The following is a 15993-nucleotide window of genomic DNA, read 5'->3' as shown; positions in this document are numbered from 1 at the left end:
CTCCAAGCATTTGTTACTAGCGGTAACAAGAGTGTGTTACTCGCCAGTAAGGGCTGTCAACCTCGGATGCCGCCCCGATCCGCTGAGTGGACCGGGTGTTACGTTGCGCATGCGTCAAGAGTCACGGGGGCGGGGAGGCACACATGGTGGAGACCAGTCAGCGCGAAGATCAGCAGCGAGCCGCACAGGCGCGGCGCAAGGAGCTGCTGGAGGCCGCGGACCGGGTGGTGATGCGGGACGGGCCGGGGGCGTCGATGAACGCCATCGCCGCCGAGGCGGGGATCACCAAACCGATCCTGTACCGGCACTTCGGCGACAAGGGCGGGCTCTACCGCGCGCTCGCCGTGCGCCACACCGACGCCCTGCTGGACGGGTTGCGCGCGGCCCTCGACTCCCCCGTCCCCCGCCGCGACCGCGTCGAGGCGACGCTGGACACGTACCTGGTGGCCATCGAGACCCGGCCCCAGGTGTACCGCTTCCTGATGCACCCCGCCGACGAGGAGCAGTCCTCGGAGCAGGGGTTCGACGTCGGCCGGCACTCCGCGCCGCTGCTGCGACGGCTCGGCGAGGAGCTGGCCCAGGTGATAGCCGAGCGGGTCGACCTCGGTCCGGGCGGCGAGCAGCTGGCGCGGGCCTGGGGCCACGGCATCGTCGGCATGATGCACGCGGCGGGCGACTGGTGGCTGCGCGAGCGCCCGTTCCCCCGCGCCGAGTTGGTACGCCACCTCGCCGACCTCCTGTGGGGGCGGCTGGCCGCGGCGGGCGACCGGCTGGACGGCCCCGGCTTCTGAGAGCCTGCGTCATACTCCTGGCCGGGCGCCCGACGCCTGGCACACAGGCTCTGAGCGGGGCGCGCCGTCAGGACGCGGCGGGCGCCGACCACGGCGCCCGCCGGGCCGCCCGCAGCGCCCGGCGCCGCCGCAGCCCCGTCAGCCGGTCGGTGAACAGGCCCCCGTCGAGGTGGTCGCTCTCGTGCTGGAGGCAGCGGGCGAAGAAGCCCGTGCCCTCCACCCGGACCGGCGCGCCGTCCATGGTCGTGCCCTCGACGACGGCGCGGTCGAAGCGGGGCGTGCCGGCCTCGACGCCGGGGAGCGAGAGGCAGCCTTCCGGCCCGCGCACCCGCACGCCGTCGGCCTCGACGAGCCGGGGGTTGACGACGTGGCCGAGGTGGCGGCGGTCCTCGTCGTCGGGGCAGTCGTAGACGAAGACCCGCAGCGGCACGCCGATCTGATTGGCCGCGAGCCCGACGCCGCGGGCCGCGTACATGGTCGCGTACATGTCCTCGATGAGCGTCGCGAGGCCCGGACCGTACTCCTCCACCTCGGCGCAGGGCGCGCCGAGGACCGGGTCCCCGAGCAGCCGCATCGGCCGTATGAGTCCGCGGCTGCCGGGGATCGTGCCGTTTCGCATGCGTCAAAGCGTACGGTCCGCGGCGGCAGGTTCGGGCCTGCGGCCGGATCTCGATAGGCTGATCCCTGACCGATGCCTCCCGGCTGGCGATTCGGCGCGGAGGGGGCGTCCCGCCGGCGGACCACGAGGCGGCGCGGCGCCGGATGCAAGGAGGATCTAGGACGATGGCAGGGAACACGGAGCCGCTGTCCCCGCGGGCCAAGCTGGCCGTGACGGCGGGCAAGGCCGCGGCGGCGGTATCGCGGGCCGCGGGCCGCGGCAGCGGATCGGTGATCGGCGGCAAGGTAGCGCTCAGGCTCGACCCCGACCTGCTGGCCCGGCTGGCGACGCACTTGGACGTGGTCCTGGTGTCGGCCACCAACGGCAAGACGACGACGACCCGGCTGATCGCCGAGGCGCTGCGGGCCAGCGGAGTGGTGGTCTCGAACGCGCTGGGCGCCAACATGCCCGCGGGCATCACCTCCGCGCTGGCCGGCGGGTCCGACGCGCGGTACGGCGTGATCGAGGTGGACGAGAAGTACCTGGCGGGGGTCGCGCGCGATGTGGAGCCCAAGGCGATCGCGCTGCTGAACCTCTCCCGCGACCAGCTCGACCGCGCCGCGGAGACCCGCATGCTGGCCGAGAAGTGGCGCGAGGGCCTGGCCGGCACCAAGGCCGTGGTGATCGCGAACGCGGACGACCCGCTCATCGTGTGGGCGGCCTCCTCCTCGCCGAACGTGGTGTGGGTGGCGGCCGGCCAGGAGTGGAAGGACGACGCCTGGTCGTGCCCGTCGTGCGGCGGCGTGATGCAGCGCCCCGGCGACGACTGGTTCTGCGCCGAGTGCGGCTTCCGGCGGCCCACCCCGAGCTGGGCGCTCTCCGGCGACTACGTCCTGGACCCGCACGGCAGCGCGTGGCCGATCCACCTCCAGCTGCCGGGCCGGGCGAACAAGGCGAACGCCACCACCTCCGCGGCCGTCGCCGCCGCCTTCGGCGTGCCGCCGCAGGTGGCGCTGGAGCGGATGTACCAGGTCCAGGCGGTCGCCGGGCGGTATGACGTGGTGACGTATCTGGAGCGGGAGCTGCGGCTGCTGCTGGCGAAGAACCCGGCCGGCTGGCTGGAGACGTTCTCGCTGATCGACCCGCCGCCCACGCCGGTGATCCTCGGCGTCAACGCGCGCGGCGCGGACGGCACGGACACCTCCTGGCTGTGGGACGTGGACTACACCCGTCTCGCGGGCCACCCGATCCTCGTCATCGGCGACCGCAAGCTGGACCTGGCGGTGCGCCTGGAGGTCGCGGGGCTGGACTTCCGGGTGTGCGAGGACGTGGACGAGGCCGTGCGGATGTCGCCGCCCGGCCGGATCGAGGTCATCGCGAACTACACCGCGTTCCAGGACGTACGCCGCCGCGTCGGCAACTGACACCCGCAGAAGGAGCCTTAACCCATGAGCCAGAGCAGTCTGCGCCTGGTGTGGATCTACCCCGACCTGCTGAGCACGTACGGGGACCAGGGCAACGCCCTGGTGGTGGAGCGGCGTGCGCGCCAGCGCCGGCTGGACGTCCAGCGCCTGGACGTCCGCTCCGACCAGCAGATCCCGACCTCGGGGGACATCTATCTGATCGGCGGCGGCGAGGACCGGCCGCAGCGGCTGGCGGCCGAGCGGCTGCGCCGCGACGGCGGACTGAACCGGGCGGTGGCCAACGGCGCGATCGTCTTCTCGGTGTGCGCCGGGTACCAGATCCTGGGCCATGAGTTCATCAACGACCTCGGCCAGCGCGAGCAGGGCCTGGGGCTGCTGGACGTGGTCAGCACGCGCGGCGAGGCCGAGCGGTGCGTCGGCGACGTGCTGGGCGACATCGACGAGCGGCTGGGGCTGCCGCCGCTGACCGGTTTCGAGAACCACCAGGGCGTCACGCACCTGGGGCCCACCGCCCGGCCGCTGGCGCGGGTCCGGTTCGGCAACGGCAACGGCACGGGCGACGGCACCGAGGGCGCGTTCAACGACACCGTCTTCGGCACGTACATGCACGGCCCGGTGCTGGCCCGCAATCCGCTGATCGCGGACCTGCTGCTGAAGCTGGCGCTCGATGTGAACGCGCTGCCGCCGGTGGACGAGCAGTGGTACGAGGCGCTGCGCGCGGAGCGGATCGCGGCGGCGTCGCAGCCCGCGTGACGGCGGCGCGGCCCCGCGCGGCCAAGTGGCCCGTATGACGGACGGATCGGTGCCCCGCCACCCGCGCTTGTAGGGTGGCGGGGATGATCCAGCCGGACGACGGGGTCCGGTCATCCGGCCCTGTTGCAAAGGTTTTCGTGCCATGCGAATTGGTGTGCTCACATCCGGCGGCGACTGCCCCGGCCTGAACGCCGTCATCCGGTCCGTCGTGCACCGCGCGGTCGTCGACCACGGTGATGAGGTCATCGGCTTCCACGACGGGTGGAAGGGGCTCCTGGAGTGCGACTACCGCAAGCTGGACCTCGACGCGGTGGGCGGCATTCTGGCCCGTGGCGGCACGATTCTCGGCTCCTCCCGCGTGCAGCCCGCGCATCTGCGCGACGGGGTGGAGCGGGCCCGCGGCCACGTCCGCGACCTGGGGCTGGACGCGATCATCCCGATCGGCGGCGAGGGCACGCTCAAGGCGGCGCGGCTGCTGTCCGACGCGGGGCTGCCGATCGTCGGGGTGCCCAAGACCATCGACAACGACATCGCGTCGACTGATGTGACCTTCGGCTTCGACACCGCGGTCGGCGTCGCGACCGAGGCCCTGGACCGGCTCAAGACGACGGCGGAGTCGCATCAGCGGGTGCTGATCGTCGAGGTGATGGGGCGGCACACCGGCTGGATCGCCCTGCATTCGGGCATGGCGGCGGGCGCGCACGCCATCGTGGTGCCGGAGCGGCCGTTCGACATCGGCGAGTTGACCGCGCTGGTCGGCAAGCGCTTCGAGGCGGGCAAGAAGTTCGCGATCGTGGTGGTCGCGGAGGGCGCGAAGCCGCGCGAGGGGTCGATGGACTTCGACATCGGCTCCACCGACGTCTACGGGCACGAGCGGTTCGCGGGCGTCGCCCGGCAGCTGGCGACCGAGCTGGAGCAGCGCCTGGAGAAGGAGGCGCGCCCGGTGATCCTGGGCCATGTGCAGCGGGGCGGCACGCCGACCGCGTACGACCGGGTGCTCGCGACCCGGTTCGGCTGGCACGCGGTGGAGACGGCGCACCGGGGCGAGTTCGGGATGATGACGGCGCTGCGCGGCACGGACATCACGCTGGTGCCGCTGGCGGAGGCCGTCGAGACGCTCAAGACGGTGCCCGCCGAGCGGTACGGCGAGGCGGAGTGCGTGCTGTGAGCCGATCTTTTCGGCCGTTCTCCCACGGCGCCCGCCCGTAACGCGATCGGCGCCGAAAGCCGCCCCCGGCCGGAACTCCGGCCGGGGGCGGTTCTACTCTGGTGCGGGCGCATTGGTACGAAGTAGGAGAGAGCGGATGGACCACGGCGGTCACGGCATGATGATGATGGATCTGCCGCCGTTCACGCTGGGACGGGGCCTGGAGTTCAGCGGCGACGCTTTCTTCGTGATCGGCTGCTTGCTGGGGCTCGCGCTCTACGGCTGGGCCGTGGTGCGGCTGCGGCGGCGCGGGGACGCGTGGCCGGTGGGGCGCACGGTCTCGTACGTCATCGGCGTGCTGACGGTGGCGCTGGTGATGTGCACCAAGCTCAACGACTACGGCATGGTCATGTTCAGCGTGCACATGGTGCAGCACATGGTCATCAGCATGCTCTCCCCCATTCTGATCCTGCTGGGGGCGCCGGTGACGCTGGCGCTGCGGGCGCTGCCGACGGCGGCGCGCGGCCGGAAGGGGCCGCGCGAATTGCTGGTGTCGCTGCTGCACAGCCGGTATATGCGGGTCATCACGCACCCGGTGTTCACGATTCCGCTGTTCATCGCGAGCCTTTACGGGCTGTATTTCACGCCGATCTTCGACTTCCTGATGGAGAGCAGGGCGGGGCACATCGCGATGATGGTGCACTTCCTCGCGGTGGGCCTGGTGTTCTTCTGGCCGATCATGGGCGTCGATCCGGGTCCGCACCGGCCGGGATATGTGATGCGGATGCTGGAGCTGTTCGCGGGCATGCCGTTCCACGCGTTCTTCGGCATCGCGCTGATGATGGCGTCGGAGCCGATGATCAGCACGTATATGCATCCGGCGGCCTCGCTCGGCGTCGATCCGCTCTCGGACCAGATGGCGGCGGGCGGCATCGCGTGGGCGTTCAGCGAGATCCCCTCGGTGGTCGTGCTGATCGCGCTGGTCTTCCAGTGGTACAAGTCCGAGCAGCGGCAGGCGCGGCGCTCGGACCGGCTGGAGGCGCGCAGCGGCGACCAGGAGCTCGCGGCGTACAACGCGTATCTCGCGACGCTTCAGGCGCGCGGCGGCCAGTAGCCGTCTGGCGGTGAGGACCGCGGCGGGGTGACGATGGTCCCCTGACCGCGGTCCTCGCGTTATGCGGCCGGGCCGCCTTAGGGAGGTGCGGGACATGCCCGGATCTGCACGGATGATGGCGGGGATGACGGTGGGCGGCCTGGTCGCGGTGACCGGCTACAGCGTGGCGCTGGGCAGCAACGGCTGGCTGTGGTTCACCTGGGTGGTGCTGGGGCTGCTGACGGTGGGGGTGGTGGTGGCGCGGGGGAACTGAGGCCGGCGCCGGAGCCGGCCCGCGGTACGGGCGGGCGCCCGGCCCCTCCCCCGCCGCCCGCCGCGGGACTACTCTGCGTCGGCACCGGGACGAGGGGGAAGGCGGCCGCCGTGTTCTATCAGCTGCTCAAATATGTGTTTCTGGGGCCACCGATCCGGCTGTTGTTCCGGCCGAGAATCGAGGGGATCGACCATATTCCGGCCGAGGGCGCGGCGATCGTCGCGGGAAATCACCTGTCGTTCTCCGACCACTTCCTGATGCCGGTGATCCTGCCGCGCAGAATCACCTTCCTGGCGAAGTCGGAGTACTTCACGGGCCGGGGCGTGCGGGGGCGGCTCACGGCGGCCTTCTTCCGCGGGGCCGGGCAGATCCCGGTGGACCGCTCCGGCGGCAAGGCGTCCCAGGGCGCACTGCGCTCGGGCCTGGCGGTGCTGCGCAAGGGCCGGCTGCTGGGCGTCTACCCGGAGGGCACCCGGTCGCACGACGGGCGGCTGTACAAGGGGCGTACGGGCGTCGCGGCGATGGCCCTGCGGGGGCAGGTGCCGGTGGTGCCGTGCGCGATGGTCGGCACCTTCGAGATCCAGCCGCCGGGCCGGTCGATGCCGCGGATCAGGCCGGTGACGATCCGGTTCGGGGAACCGCTGGACTTCTCGCGGTTCGCGGGGCTGAGCGACGAGCGGGTGGCGCTGCGGGCCGTGACCGACGAGATCATGTACGCGATCCTGCGGCTCTCCGGGCAGGAGTACGTGGACCAGTACGCGACCGAGGCGAAGAAGGCCGACCAGGCCCGGCGCTCCGCGCGCCCGTTGCGCTGACGGCCGATCGGCGCACGGCGCGGGAGAGCGGGCGCGCCGTCACGGAGGGCCGTCACGGAGCGCCGTCAACGCCATTCGCGCCAGGGCCACTTGAAGTTCCGCATGAGCCGCACATGGCCGAAGACGGAGCGTCCGGTGATGCGTACCACTGGGCCGTCCGGGCCTCCCTCGGGGGTCTTGCCGGGGAGGGAGCGCTTGCCGAAGAGGGCGGTGCCGGTGTCGTAGACGCGGGCCTCGTCGGGGAGGAGGATCTCGATCTTGCCGCAGAAGGAGTTGGCCTCGATGACGACCTCGCGGCGGGTGAAGACGGCGTGCCGCAGGTCGAGGACGACCGCGCCGAAGCGGGCGTGCACGACGGAGTGCGGGGGTACGGGCAGTTGGCCGCCGCGCCGGATCTTGCTGAAGAGGGCGGTGACGGGCTCGGGGCCGGCGGGGTCGGCGAGGGCGCGGCCGGGTTCCGGGGCGGGCAGGTCCGCGGTGAGCGGGACGAGTTCGGCGCGGGTGCGCGCCTGGTAGACGGCTTCCAGGCGGTCGGAGTGCTCGTCGGCGGAGATGCGGCCGAGGGCGAGCGCGTCGGAGAGGAGGGCCGCTGCGGCGTCGCGCTCCTGGTCGGAGGCGCGGACGGCGGGAGCCTGGGCGGCAGGGGCCTGGGCCGCCTCGACCGGGGCGGCGGGGCGGTCGGGCTCGCGGAGGGGCTCCGGGGCGGCGGCGTGATCGGGCATGGGCGGTCTCCTCGGCGATACGGACCCAACTGCCCACTCACGCTATATCGCGACACTGCGGGGCGGCAAGGCGGTGAACACGCCACGACCGCCGGGCCGTCGGCTCATTCGCGACGCTCCCGAAGCGGCCGGGGCGCACCGCCTCACCCGGCGGCCTTGGCGTTCCTGCGCACCTCGTCCGCCTCCGCCGCCTTCAGCAGCGTCGGCAGCAGGCCGGGAAAGCGCTCCTCGACGTCCGCGCTCCGCAGGGAGATGTAGCGCTCGCGCCCGATACGCCGGGTATGGGTCCAGCCCGCCTGGCGCAGGATGCGGAAGTGGTACGAGCCGGTGGCCCGCGTCACGGGCAGTTCGATGTCGCCGCAGCCCACCTCCCCCTCCGCGGCCAGCCGTCGGACGATCAGCTGCCGCAAAGGCTCGCTGAACGCCGTGAGCAAGCCGCCGAGGCAGAGATCGGCGGCGTCGGGCTGGTCGGCGTCGGCCGGCGGCGAGTCGGTGGGCGACGAGCCGGCGGGCGGGGCGGCCGGGGTACGCACGGAGGGGGACATTTAGAGATCTCTCAAACTGAGTGCTAGCGTGCGGATTGTCATTTCGATGATCCTGTAAATGTTCTGGCGGTGCAACGCTGTGCCCCGTGGTGCCCCTCGCCCTCATCGGCCGGGCCGCCTGGCACGCGGCCGCCCCCGCACAGCGCTCCCCGGGGCGCTCCCCACAGAGACGGAACACCGCCGTGCACGACGCCACCCATGCCTCCCCCACCTCAGCGCCCGCGGCCGGCGGGCCGGAGCAGGACGGCGGCGCGCCGCTGCGGACGCTCTTCTGCATCGCCGTCACCCAGGAGTTCTTCAACGCCGGAGACGACGAGCGCGCCGAGGTGGCCGCCGCGATCACGCCCGCCTTCGACCGGCTCGCCGAACGCTTCGGCATCACGGTGCTCGGCACCCTCGACGACGACCAGCTGATGGTCGGCGCGACGCCCGGCTGGCCCTGGACCTCCTACATCCTCGCCGACGTGCCGGACGTGGCCACCGCCGCCGAGGTCTGCGGCATCGTCCGCGAGACGCCGGTCGGCGAGAGCCGGCTCTGGCGCTACCTGCGCGTCGAGGCGCGCGTCGGCCGCCCGCTGTTCTTCGGCACCCGCTGACGGGTCCCGCGCCCGCAGACCGCCCCTCACCGGACGCGTGGCACCACTCCCCCGCGTCCTTCCCGCATCTCGAAGCCGCATCTCCCGCATCCGCATCTCCCGAAAGGTCCCGCCCCATGCTCTCCACCGGCCTCGCCGGACGCACCGTCCTGATCACCGGTTCCGCCCAAGGACTCGGGGCCGCCCTGGTGCGCGCGTACTACGACGAGGGCGCGCGGGTCGCGGCGCTCGACGTCGACGACGAGCGCAACCGCGCGCTGGCCGCCGAGCTGGACCCCAGCGGCGACCGCGTCCTCGCGATCCGCACCGATCTGCGCGACCTCGACGCCCTGGCCGCCGGCTACCGCGCCGCGAGCGAGTGGGGACCGGTGGACGTACTCGTCAACAACGCGGCCCGGCCGCTGGTCAAGTCGCTCTGGGACATCACGCCCGAGGAGTGGGACGACGTGTTCGCGGTCAATCTGCGGGCCGCGTTCTTCCTCACGCGCATGGTCGCCGCCGACATGCGGGAGCGGGGGTTCGGGCGCATCGTCAACATGTCCTCGATCGCGGGCCAGGCGCCCCGGCCCACCGGCGCCGCCTACGGCACGACCAAGGCGGGCCTGATCTCGCTGACCCGCGTCTTCGCCGCCGAACTGGCCCCCCACGGCATCAACGTCAACGCCGTCGCGCCTGCGATGATCGACACCCCCATGGTCCGCTCCGTCTCCCCGGAGACCCTCGCCGAGATGACCGCGCAGGTGCCGCTCGGCCGCATCGCCACCCCGGAGGACGTCGCCCGCCTCGCCGTGTTCCTCTCCGCCGAGGACTCCTTCATCACCGGCGCGACGTACGACATCAACGGCGGCGCCCTCATGCGCTGACCCGCCGCCCCCGCGCGTACGCCGTGGCCCGGAGGCGTACGCGCGGGTTACGGGCCTCAGCCGGCGGTCGCCGACAGCGCCGGGTAGTCCGTGTAGCCGCGGTGGTCGCCGCCGTAGAAGGTGGTGCCGTCCGGCTCGTTGAGCGGCGCCCCGGTCCGCCAGCGGCGGATGAGGTCGGGGTTGGCGATGAAGGCCCGCCCGACGGCGACGAGGTCGGCCCGGCCGCTCTCGACGAGGTCGCGCGCGGCGGTCAGGTCGGTGACGGGGTCCCAGCCGTTGCTGACGATGCGGGAGCCCGCGAAGCGGTCGGCGAGGTCCTTCAGCAGCGGGGTTCCGGGGGCGCCGATGGTGTGCAGGTAGGCCAGGCCCATGGTCGAGAGCGCGTCGACGAGGGTGCGGTACGTGACGGCGGTGTCCTCCGCGTCGTCCTCCAGCGCCCCGTGGAGGTTGATGGCGGGAGAGACGCGGATGCCGACCCGTTCGGCGCCGATGGCGTCGGCCACGCCCTGGGCGACCTCGATGACGAACCGGGCGCGGGCCCGCGGGGTGCCTCCGTAGGCGTCGGTGCGGTGGTTGGTGGAGGGGGCGAGGAACTGGTGGAGGAGGTAGCCGTTGGCCCCGTGCAGTTCGACGCCGTCGAGGCCGGCGTCGATCGCGGCGCGCGCGGCCCGGGCGTACTCCTCGACGACGGAGGGGATCTCCTCGGTGCGCAGTGCGCGCGGGGTGGGGTGGGGCCGGCGGCCCGCGGCGGTGAACATCTCGCCCGGTGCGGCGATCGCGCTGGGGGCGACGGTCTCGGCCTGGTGCTTGTTGTCGGGGTGCGAGATGCGCCCCGCGTGCATGAGCTGCGCGACGATGCGGCCCCCGCCGCGGTGCACGGCGTCGGCGACGGCACGCCAGCCCTCGATCTGTGCGGGGGTGTGCAGGCCGGGCGAGTTCATATAGCCCTGGCCCGCCGCGCTGGGCTGCACGCCCTCGGTGATGATCAGCCCGGCGGCGGCGCGCTGCCCGTAGTACGCGGCCATGAGGTCGGTGGGCAGGCCGTCGGGGGTGGCGCGGTTGCGGGTCATGGGGGCCATGGCGACGCGGTTGTCCAGCGTCCACTTGCCGACGGTCACCGGCTCGAAGAGATCCGACATGGGGGGTGCTCCTTCTGGTGGGGTGGCGGCTGCGTCGGCGAACGCGGCCGAAGAGTGGTGGCCGGGATTCAGGCGGCGGGCGGCGCGTCGGCGGCGGGCGTCCGGGAGGTCTTCACCAGGGCGGTGAGGACGAGGAACGCGGCGGCCAGGAGTGCGCCCGCGACGATGAACGCGACGCGGTAGCCGTGGAGGAACGCCTCCATCCGCACGGCGTGCGAGATCCCGCCCGTACCCGCCGGGCGGGCGGCGAGGTAGCCGCTGACGGCGGAGATGTAGAGGGTGTTGAGGAGGGCCGGGCCCAGCGCCGCGCCGATCTGCTGGCTGGTGCTGAGCGCGGCGCTGGCGACACCGGCGTCGCGCGGGTCGACGGCGGACAGGGCCGCGTTGGGCCCGGCGAGGAAGAACAGTCCCACGCCCACGCTGACCAGGATCTGCGTCGGCAGGACCTCGCCCAGGTAGCCGGAGCCGGTGTCCAGGCGGGTGAGCCAGAACATGCCCGCCGTGGCCAGCGCCGTGCCGCCGGCCATCAGGGGCTTGGGGCCGAGGCGGGTGACGAGGGGCGCGGCCAGCGTGGTGGTGGCGATGATGCCGACGCTGAACGGCAGGAACGCGCAGCCCGCCAGCAGCGGCGGGTAGCCGAGGTTGACCTGGAGGAAGTAGGTCATGAAGAGGTTCATGCCGAACATGCCGGCGCCGAGGAGGAGGTTGCCCAGGAACACTCCGGCGCGGTTGCGTTCGAGGACCACCCGCAGGGGCAGCAGGGGGTGCGCGGTGCGGCGTTCGACGAGGACGAAGGCGGCGAGGAGGAGCACGGCCGCGGCCAGGAGCAGCAGGGTCGCGGGGGCCGTCCAGCCGTCGCCGTCGGCGGCCTGGGCGAAGCCGTAGACGAGGGCGACGAGGCCGCCGGTCACGAGGAAGGCGCCGGGGATGTCGTAGTGGCGGTCGCCGGCGGCGCGGCTCTCGCGGACGAAGCGCCGGGCGGCCACCGCCGCGGCCAGGGCGATGGGGATGTTGATGTACATGCACCAGCGCCAGCCGGCGTACTCGGTGAGGACGCCGCCGAGCAGCAGTCCGACCGCGCCTCCCCCGCCCTGGAAAGCGCCGAAGATCCCGAACGCCTTCGCGCGTTCCCTCTCGTCGGTGAAGGCGACCGTGACGATGGAGAGCGCCGCGGGCGCCAGGAGCGCGGCGAAGCCGCCTTGCAGGGCCCGTGCGGCGAACAGGGTGCCGGGGTTGGGCGCGATGCCGCCGAGCATGGAGGCCGCGGCGAATCCGACGAGGCCGATGAGCAGGGTCCTTCTGCGGCCCGCGAAGTCGGCGACGCGCCCGCCGAGCAGCAGCGGGCCGCCGAAGGCCAGGGCGTAGGCGGTGATCATCCACTGGCGGTTCGTGTCGTTCATGCCCAGGTCGCTCTGGGCCCGCGGGAGGGCGATGTTCACGATGGACACGTCCAGGACGACCATCAGCGTCGCGACCGACGCCACGGTCAGCGCCATCCATCTGTACGGATCCGGGGCGTGCGGTTCCGCCGCTGTCCCGGCGGTCCGGGCGGGGCTGGTCATGGGGGCTCTCCTGAGCGGTAGTCGAGGGGGACCGGCGAGCGGCGGGCCGCTCGCGTCGCCCGGAGAGTGCGGCCGGATCCGGCGGAGTTGCAAAGCCTCATGCCGTTTCGGCAAGGTGGGGGCATGGACGGAATCGATCAGGCGCTGACGGCCATCGGCCCCCGGCTGCGGGAACTGCGCAGGCGGCGCGACATCACGCTGGCCTCGGTGGCGCGGTCCACCGGCATCTCCGAGAGCACGCTCTCGCGCCTGGAAGGCGGGGGCCGCAAGCCCAACCTGGAGCTGCTCCTGCCGCTGGCCCGTGCCTACGGCGTCTCGCTGGACGAGCTCGTCGGCGCTCCCGAGACGGGCGACCCCCGGGTGCATCTGCGGCCGGTCACGCAGGACCGCATGACCTATGTGCCGCTGAGCCGCCGGCCGGGCGGGCTGCACGCGCACAAGCTCGTCATCCACCCCAGCACCTGCGAACCCTCGCTGAAGACGCACGAGGGGTACGAGTGGCTCTATGTGCTCGACGGGAAGCTGCGGCTGCATCTGGGCGAGCGGTCCCTGTCCCTGACGCCCGGTGAGGTGGCGGAGTTCGACACGCACGTACCGCACTGGCTCGGGCCGGACGACGACCGGCCCGTCGAACTGCTCGTCATCTTCGGCAAGCAGGGCGAACGCGCCCACCTCCGCGCCCGCCCCGCCTCCCCCTCCTGACCTGCCTGGTTCGGCTGGTCCGCCGCACGGTCACAGGCCCCGCGAGGCCGTCACGCCTCACGGGGCCCTCAAGACCCGCGGGATCGTCAGGACTCGTCGGACGGGGTCGACGCCAGCAGCGAGTCGACGCCGTGCCGCCGGTCGCCCAGGACCCGCTCGCAGACCGCCGCCTCGTCGGCGGCGCTGAAGACCGTAGTGAAGTCGACGCCGACGGCGCTGTCGCCCGCGGCCGCGCGGCGGCGGGCCACCGCCTCGTCCGCGTCGGCGTTCACCAGGTCGGCGTTGATCGCCGCGGCGGCCGTCATACCGCCGGCCTGGGCCATGGGGACGCTCCCCATCGGATCGGTGACGTTGCCCGCCGCCCACACGCCGGGGACGTCGGTCGCGCCGCTCGCGTCGGACGGTACGTACGTCCCCATGCCCGTGGGGTGCTCCGCCGTTCCGATGCCCAGCCCCGACAGGAACTCGCCGCGCGCGGCCAGCCTCGGGGCCACGGCCAGCGCCCGCACGGGGACGCGCGGCCCGGAGGCCAGCCGCACACCGGTCAGCGCGTCATCCGTGACGTCCAGACCGGCCACCTCCCCCTCCACGACCTCGATGCCGAGGGCGGCCAGCCGCTCCCACTGCTCCTCGCCGGGTTCGGGGCCGGTGTGCAGGAACAGCGTGATCTTCCGTGACCACTGGTGGAACAGCAGCGCCTGGTGGACCGAGGCGGCGCTCGTCCCCAGCACTCCGATCGGGGTGTCGCGGACCTCCCAGCCATGGCAGTACGGGCAGTGCAGGACGTCCCGCCCCCACCGCTCGCGCAGCCCCGGAACCGGCGGCAGCTCGTCCACCAGCCCCGTCGTCACCAGCAGGCGCCGCGCGCCGTACACCTTTCCGCCGTCCGTCACGACGGCGAAGCCCTTCTCCGTACGGCGGGCGGCCGTGACGCGCGCGGACCGCAACTCCCCTCCGTAGCCCGCCACTTCGTCCCGTCCGGCGCGCAGCAGCTCCAGCGGGGCCACTCCGTCGCGCGACAGCAGGCCGTGGGCCGCGGCGGCCGGGGCGTTGCGGGGCTCGCCCGCGTCCACGACCAGGACGGACCGCCGGGCGCGCGCCAGGGTCAGCGCGCCCGAGAGGCCCGCCGTGCCGCCGCCGACGACGACCACGTCGAATTCACCGGATACTCGTTCATCGCTCATGCGGCACACCGTGCGCCGCTCTTCTCCCGCGGGCAACCAATCTTGCCGGTACGGCAAAGCCATCCTGCCGGGGAGCCGGCGCCGCACGAACGCACCGTGCCCCCGCACCCTCGTGGAGAGGGGCGGGGGCACGGTGTCAAGCGGTGCTACTTGGCCGCGGCGGCCTTCGGCTCGGGGGTGGCGTGCGGGGTGCACGTCACGTCCCTGTGGTCGGTCTTGCCGTCGACCAGGTAGGCGTCCACCTTGCTGTTGATGCAGGGGTTCAGCAGCCCGGTGACGCCGTGCGAGCCCGCGCCCTTCTCGATGACCATGCGGGAGCCCTTGAAGCGCTTGTGCAGCTCGACGGCGCCCGCGAACGGGGTCGCGGCGTCACGGGTGCTCTGCACGATGAGCACCGGCGGCAGGCCCTTGTGGGACGTGACGTTCACCGGGGTCTGCTGCGGGCCGCCCCAGGTGGCGCAGGGCAGGTTCATCCAGGCGTTGGCCCAGGTCATGAAGGGAGCCTTCTTGTCGACCCGGGTGTTGTCGCGGTTCCACTTGTTCCAGCTCGTCGGCCACTTGGCGTCGGCGCACTCGACGGCCGTGTAGACGGCGTTGCTGTTCTCCGCCGCGATGTTGCCGGCGGTGTCGGACATGTCGGGCCCGGCGGCCGCGACGAGCGGCTTCTCGTCGCCCGCGCGGTACTTGCTCCACGCCTCGGCGACGGGGATCCAGTACGAGTCGTAGTACGGGGCCTTCTGGAAGTAGCCGATGAGCTCGGACGGGCCGACGACCCCGCCGATCGGGTTCTTCTTGGCGGTGGCCCGCAGCTTCTCCCACTGGCGCTGGACCTTCGCCGCGGTGTCGCCGATGTGGTAGACGGAGTCGTGCTTGGCGACCCAGTCCTTCCAGTCGGCGAAGCGGCTCTCGAAGGCCACGTCCTGTTCCAGGTTGGCCTGGTACCAGATGTTCGACTGCGCCGGGTTGACGACGCTGTCCACGATCATGCGCCGGACGTGGTCCGGGAAGAGCGTGCCGTAGACGGCCCCGAGGTACGTGCCGTAGGAGACGCCCAGGTAGTTGAGCTTCTTCTCGCCGAGGGCGGCGCGGATCACGTCCAGGTCGCGGGCGGTGTTCGGCGTCGTCATGTACGGGAGCATCGCGCCGCTGCGCTCCTTGCAGCCGTCCGCGTACTCCTTGGCGAGCTTGCGCTGCGCGCGCTTGTCGGCCTCGCTGTCGGGGACCGGGTCGGCCTTGGGCGCCTTGACGAACTCCTGCGGGTCGACGCAGGAGATGGCGGCGGAGTGGCCGACGCCGCGCGGGTCGAAGCCGATGAAGTCGTACGCCTTGGAGGTCTTCGTCCAGAGCGGGTTCTTCTTCGTGACCCGGGCGGGGAACTGCATGCCGGAGCCGCCGGGGCCGCCGGGGTTGTAGACGAGGGAGCCCTGGCGCTCGCTCTTGTCGCCGGTGGCGCGGGCGCGGTCCACGGCTATCTTGATGGTGCGCCCGTGGGGCTTGGCGTAGTCGACGGGGACCGTCACATAGCCGCACTGGATGGGGGCCGCCAGGCCCCAGGAGGCGGGGCAGTCCTGCCACGTGACGCCCGACTTCGCCGCCGCGGCCGCGGCCACCCGCACGCCGTACGCCTCACGGGCGCCGTTGTGCGAGCGCTCGCCGGCGGCGGCCGTCGGCGCGGCCATGAACCCGGCTATCAGCGCGCCGGTCACCACGGTGCCGGTCGCACCGAGTATTGCTGTACGTCTCACGAAGGAACTCCCCCTGCTGGGTGCGCCGCCTCCGGGGACG

17 protein-coding genes are annotated in these 15993 nt (G+C 72.7%); 10 read left to right on the top strand and 7 right to left on the bottom strand.

What is annotated here, in order from left to right; all coding sequences use genetic code 11:
* Positions 1 to 146 precede the first annotated feature (146 nt).
* Positions 147 to 791, top strand: coding sequence for a TetR family transcriptional regulator (locus AB0I49_RS20685; RefSeq protein WP_363228618.1), 645 nt, complete (start codon positions 147 to 149; stop codon positions 789 to 791).
* 67 nt (positions 792 to 858) lie between these two features.
* On the opposite strand, the gene def is transcribed toward AB0I49_RS20685, so the two are convergent.
* A complete protein-coding gene (gene def / locus AB0I49_RS20680; RefSeq protein ID WP_363228464.1) occupies positions 859 to 1410 on the bottom strand; it encodes a peptide deformylase in 552 nt (183 codons plus the stop codon).
* 164 nt (positions 1411 to 1574) lie between these two features.
* On the opposite strand from def, the gene AB0I49_RS20675 reads away from it, so the two are divergent.
* From AB0I49_RS20675 to AB0I49_RS20650, 6 genes are all read left to right on the top strand, one after another.
* The gene (locus tag AB0I49_RS20675) at positions 1575 to 2813 is read left to right on the top strand and encodes a MurT ligase domain-containing protein (RefSeq protein ID WP_363228463.1); all 1239 of its coding nucleotides are present in this window, start codon (positions 1575 to 1577) and stop codon (positions 2811 to 2813) included.
* A gap of 24 nt (positions 2814 to 2837) precedes the next feature.
* Entirely contained in the window at positions 2838 to 3566 is a 729-nt protein-coding gene (locus tag AB0I49_RS20670) for a glutamine amidotransferase (protein ID WP_363228462.1), read from the top strand.
* A 142-nt stretch (positions 3567 to 3708) separates the two neighbouring features.
* Positions 3709 to 4734 carry a 6-phosphofructokinase gene (locus tag AB0I49_RS20665; protein WP_363228461.1) on the top strand — a complete coding sequence of 342 codons (1026 nt, stop codon included), beginning with the start codon at positions 3709 to 3711 and terminating at the stop codon, positions 4732 to 4734.
* Positions 4735 to 4870: 136 nt separating this feature from the next.
* The gene (locus tag AB0I49_RS20660) at positions 4871 to 5827 is read left to right on the top strand and encodes a cytochrome c oxidase assembly protein (protein WP_363228460.1); all 957 of its coding nucleotides are present in this window, start codon (positions 4871 to 4873) and stop codon (positions 5825 to 5827) included.
* 94 nt (positions 5828 to 5921) lie between these two features.
* Positions 5922 to 6080, top strand: coding sequence for a hypothetical protein (locus AB0I49_RS20655; RefSeq protein WP_363228459.1), 159 nt, complete (start codon positions 5922 to 5924; stop codon positions 6078 to 6080).
* A gap of 110 nt (positions 6081 to 6190) precedes the next feature.
* Positions 6191 to 6895 (top strand): lysophospholipid acyltransferase family protein, encoded by a 705-nt coding sequence (locus AB0I49_RS20650; RefSeq protein WP_363228458.1) that lies wholly within the window; start codon positions 6191 to 6193, stop codon positions 6893 to 6895.
* A 65-nt stretch (positions 6896 to 6960) separates the two neighbouring features.
* Here the strand turns inward: AB0I49_RS20650 and AB0I49_RS20645 are convergent, their stop codons facing one another.
* Both AB0I49_RS20645 and AB0I49_RS20640 read right to left on the bottom strand, forming a co-directional pair.
* Positions 6961 to 7617, bottom strand: coding sequence for a DUF1707 domain-containing protein (locus tag AB0I49_RS20645; RefSeq protein WP_363228457.1), 657 nt, complete (start codon positions 7615 to 7617; stop codon positions 6961 to 6963).
* A gap of 143 nt (positions 7618 to 7760) precedes the next feature.
* A complete protein-coding gene (locus AB0I49_RS20640) occupies positions 7761 to 8162 on the bottom strand; it encodes a helix-turn-helix domain-containing protein (RefSeq protein WP_363228456.1) in 402 nt (133 codons plus the stop codon).
* Between the two features lie 86 nt (positions 8163 to 8248).
* On the opposite strand from AB0I49_RS20640, the gene AB0I49_RS20635 reads away from it, so the two are divergent.
* Both AB0I49_RS20635 and AB0I49_RS20630 read left to right on the top strand, forming a co-directional pair.
* Entirely contained in the window at positions 8249 to 8758 is a 510-nt protein-coding gene (locus AB0I49_RS20635) for a hypothetical protein (protein ID WP_363228455.1), read from the top strand.
* Positions 8759 to 8874: 116 nt separating this feature from the next.
* On the top strand, positions 8875 to 9621 hold the full coding sequence (locus AB0I49_RS20630) for an SDR family NAD(P)-dependent oxidoreductase (RefSeq protein ID WP_363228454.1): 747 nt from the start codon (positions 8875 to 8877) through the stop codon (positions 9619 to 9621).
* A gap of 56 nt (positions 9622 to 9677) precedes the next feature.
* Here AB0I49_RS20630 and AB0I49_RS20625 read toward each other — a convergent pair whose 3' ends face one another.
* The gene (locus AB0I49_RS20625) at positions 9678 to 10760 is read right to left on the bottom strand and encodes an alkene reductase (RefSeq protein WP_363228453.1); all 1083 of its coding nucleotides are present in this window, start codon (positions 10758 to 10760) and stop codon (positions 9678 to 9680) included.
* 68 nt (positions 10761 to 10828) lie between these two features.
* A complete protein-coding gene (locus tag AB0I49_RS20620) occupies positions 10829 to 12322 on the bottom strand; it encodes an MFS transporter (protein WP_363228452.1) in 1494 nt (497 codons plus the stop codon).
* A 123-nt stretch (positions 12323 to 12445) separates the two neighbouring features.
* On the opposite strand from AB0I49_RS20620, the gene AB0I49_RS20615 reads away from it, so the two are divergent.
* The gene (locus tag AB0I49_RS20615) at positions 12446 to 13024 is read left to right on the top strand and encodes an XRE family transcriptional regulator (protein ID WP_363228451.1); all 579 of its coding nucleotides are present in this window, start codon (positions 12446 to 12448) and stop codon (positions 13022 to 13024) included.
* A gap of 86 nt (positions 13025 to 13110) precedes the next feature.
* Here the strand turns inward: AB0I49_RS20615 and AB0I49_RS20610 are convergent, their stop codons facing one another.
* Positions 13111 to 14208 carry an NAD(P)/FAD-dependent oxidoreductase gene (locus tag AB0I49_RS20610; RefSeq protein ID WP_363228450.1) on the bottom strand — a complete coding sequence of 366 codons (1098 nt, stop codon included), beginning with the start codon at positions 14206 to 14208 and terminating at the stop codon, positions 13111 to 13113.
* Positions 14209 to 14354: 146 nt separating this feature from the next.
* Positions 14355 to 15953 (bottom strand): alpha/beta hydrolase, encoded by a 1599-nt coding sequence (locus AB0I49_RS20605; RefSeq protein WP_363228449.1) that lies wholly within the window; start codon positions 15951 to 15953, stop codon positions 14355 to 14357.
* Positions 15954 to 15993 lie beyond the last annotated feature (40 nt).

The organism is Streptomyces sp. NPDC050617, assembly GCF_040654795.1.
Taxonomy (GTDB): domain Bacteria; phylum Actinomycetota; class Actinomycetes; order Streptomycetales; family Streptomycetaceae; genus Streptomyces.
The sequence above is the reverse complement of the archived record's forward strand: the minus strand, read 5'-3'. Positions and strand labels throughout refer to the sequence as shown.

Excerpts from the sequence above, each read along its gene's own strand:
- def (WP_363228464.1), bottom strand. The coding sequence starts at position 1,410 with ATGCGAAACGGCACGATCCCCGGCAGCCGCGGACTCATACGGCCGATG.
- AB0I49_RS20675 (WP_363228463.1), top strand. The coding sequence starts at position 1,575 with ATGGCAGGGAACACGGAGCCGCTGTCCCCGCGGGCCAAGCTGGCCGTG.
- AB0I49_RS20670 (WP_363228462.1), top strand. The coding sequence starts at position 2,838 with ATGAGCCAGAGCAGTCTGCGCCTGGTGTGGATCTACCCCGACCTGCTG.
- AB0I49_RS20665 (WP_363228461.1), top strand. The coding sequence starts at position 3,709 with ATGCGAATTGGTGTGCTCACATCCGGCGGCGACTGCCCCGGCCTGAAC.
- AB0I49_RS20660 (WP_363228460.1), top strand. The coding sequence starts at position 4,871 with ATGGACCACGGCGGTCACGGCATGATGATGATGGATCTGCCGCCGTTC.
- AB0I49_RS20655 (WP_363228459.1), top strand. The coding sequence starts at position 5,922 with ATGCCCGGATCTGCACGGATGATGGCGGGGATGACGGTGGGCGGCCTG.
- AB0I49_RS20645 (WP_363228457.1), bottom strand. The coding sequence starts at position 7,617 with ATGCCCGATCACGCCGCCGCCCCGGAGCCCCTCCGCGAGCCCGACCGC.
- AB0I49_RS20640 (WP_363228456.1), bottom strand. The coding sequence starts at position 8,162 with ATGTCCCCCTCCGTGCGTACCCCGGCCGCCCCGCCCGCCGGCTCGTCG.
- AB0I49_RS20630 (WP_363228454.1), top strand. The coding sequence starts at position 8,875 with ATGCTCTCCACCGGCCTCGCCGGACGCACCGTCCTGATCACCGGTTCC.
- AB0I49_RS20625 (WP_363228453.1), bottom strand. The coding sequence starts at position 10,760 with ATGTCGGATCTCTTCGAGCCGGTGACCGTCGGCAAGTGGACGCTGGAC.
- AB0I49_RS20620 (WP_363228452.1), bottom strand. The coding sequence starts at position 12,322 with ATGACCAGCCCCGCCCGGACCGCCGGGACAGCGGCGGAACCGCACGCC.
- AB0I49_RS20615 (WP_363228451.1), top strand. The coding sequence starts at position 12,446 with ATGGACGGAATCGATCAGGCGCTGACGGCCATCGGCCCCCGGCTGCGG.
- AB0I49_RS20610 (WP_363228450.1), bottom strand. The coding sequence starts at position 14,208 with ATGAGCGATGAACGAGTATCCGGTGAATTCGACGTGGTCGTCGTCGGC.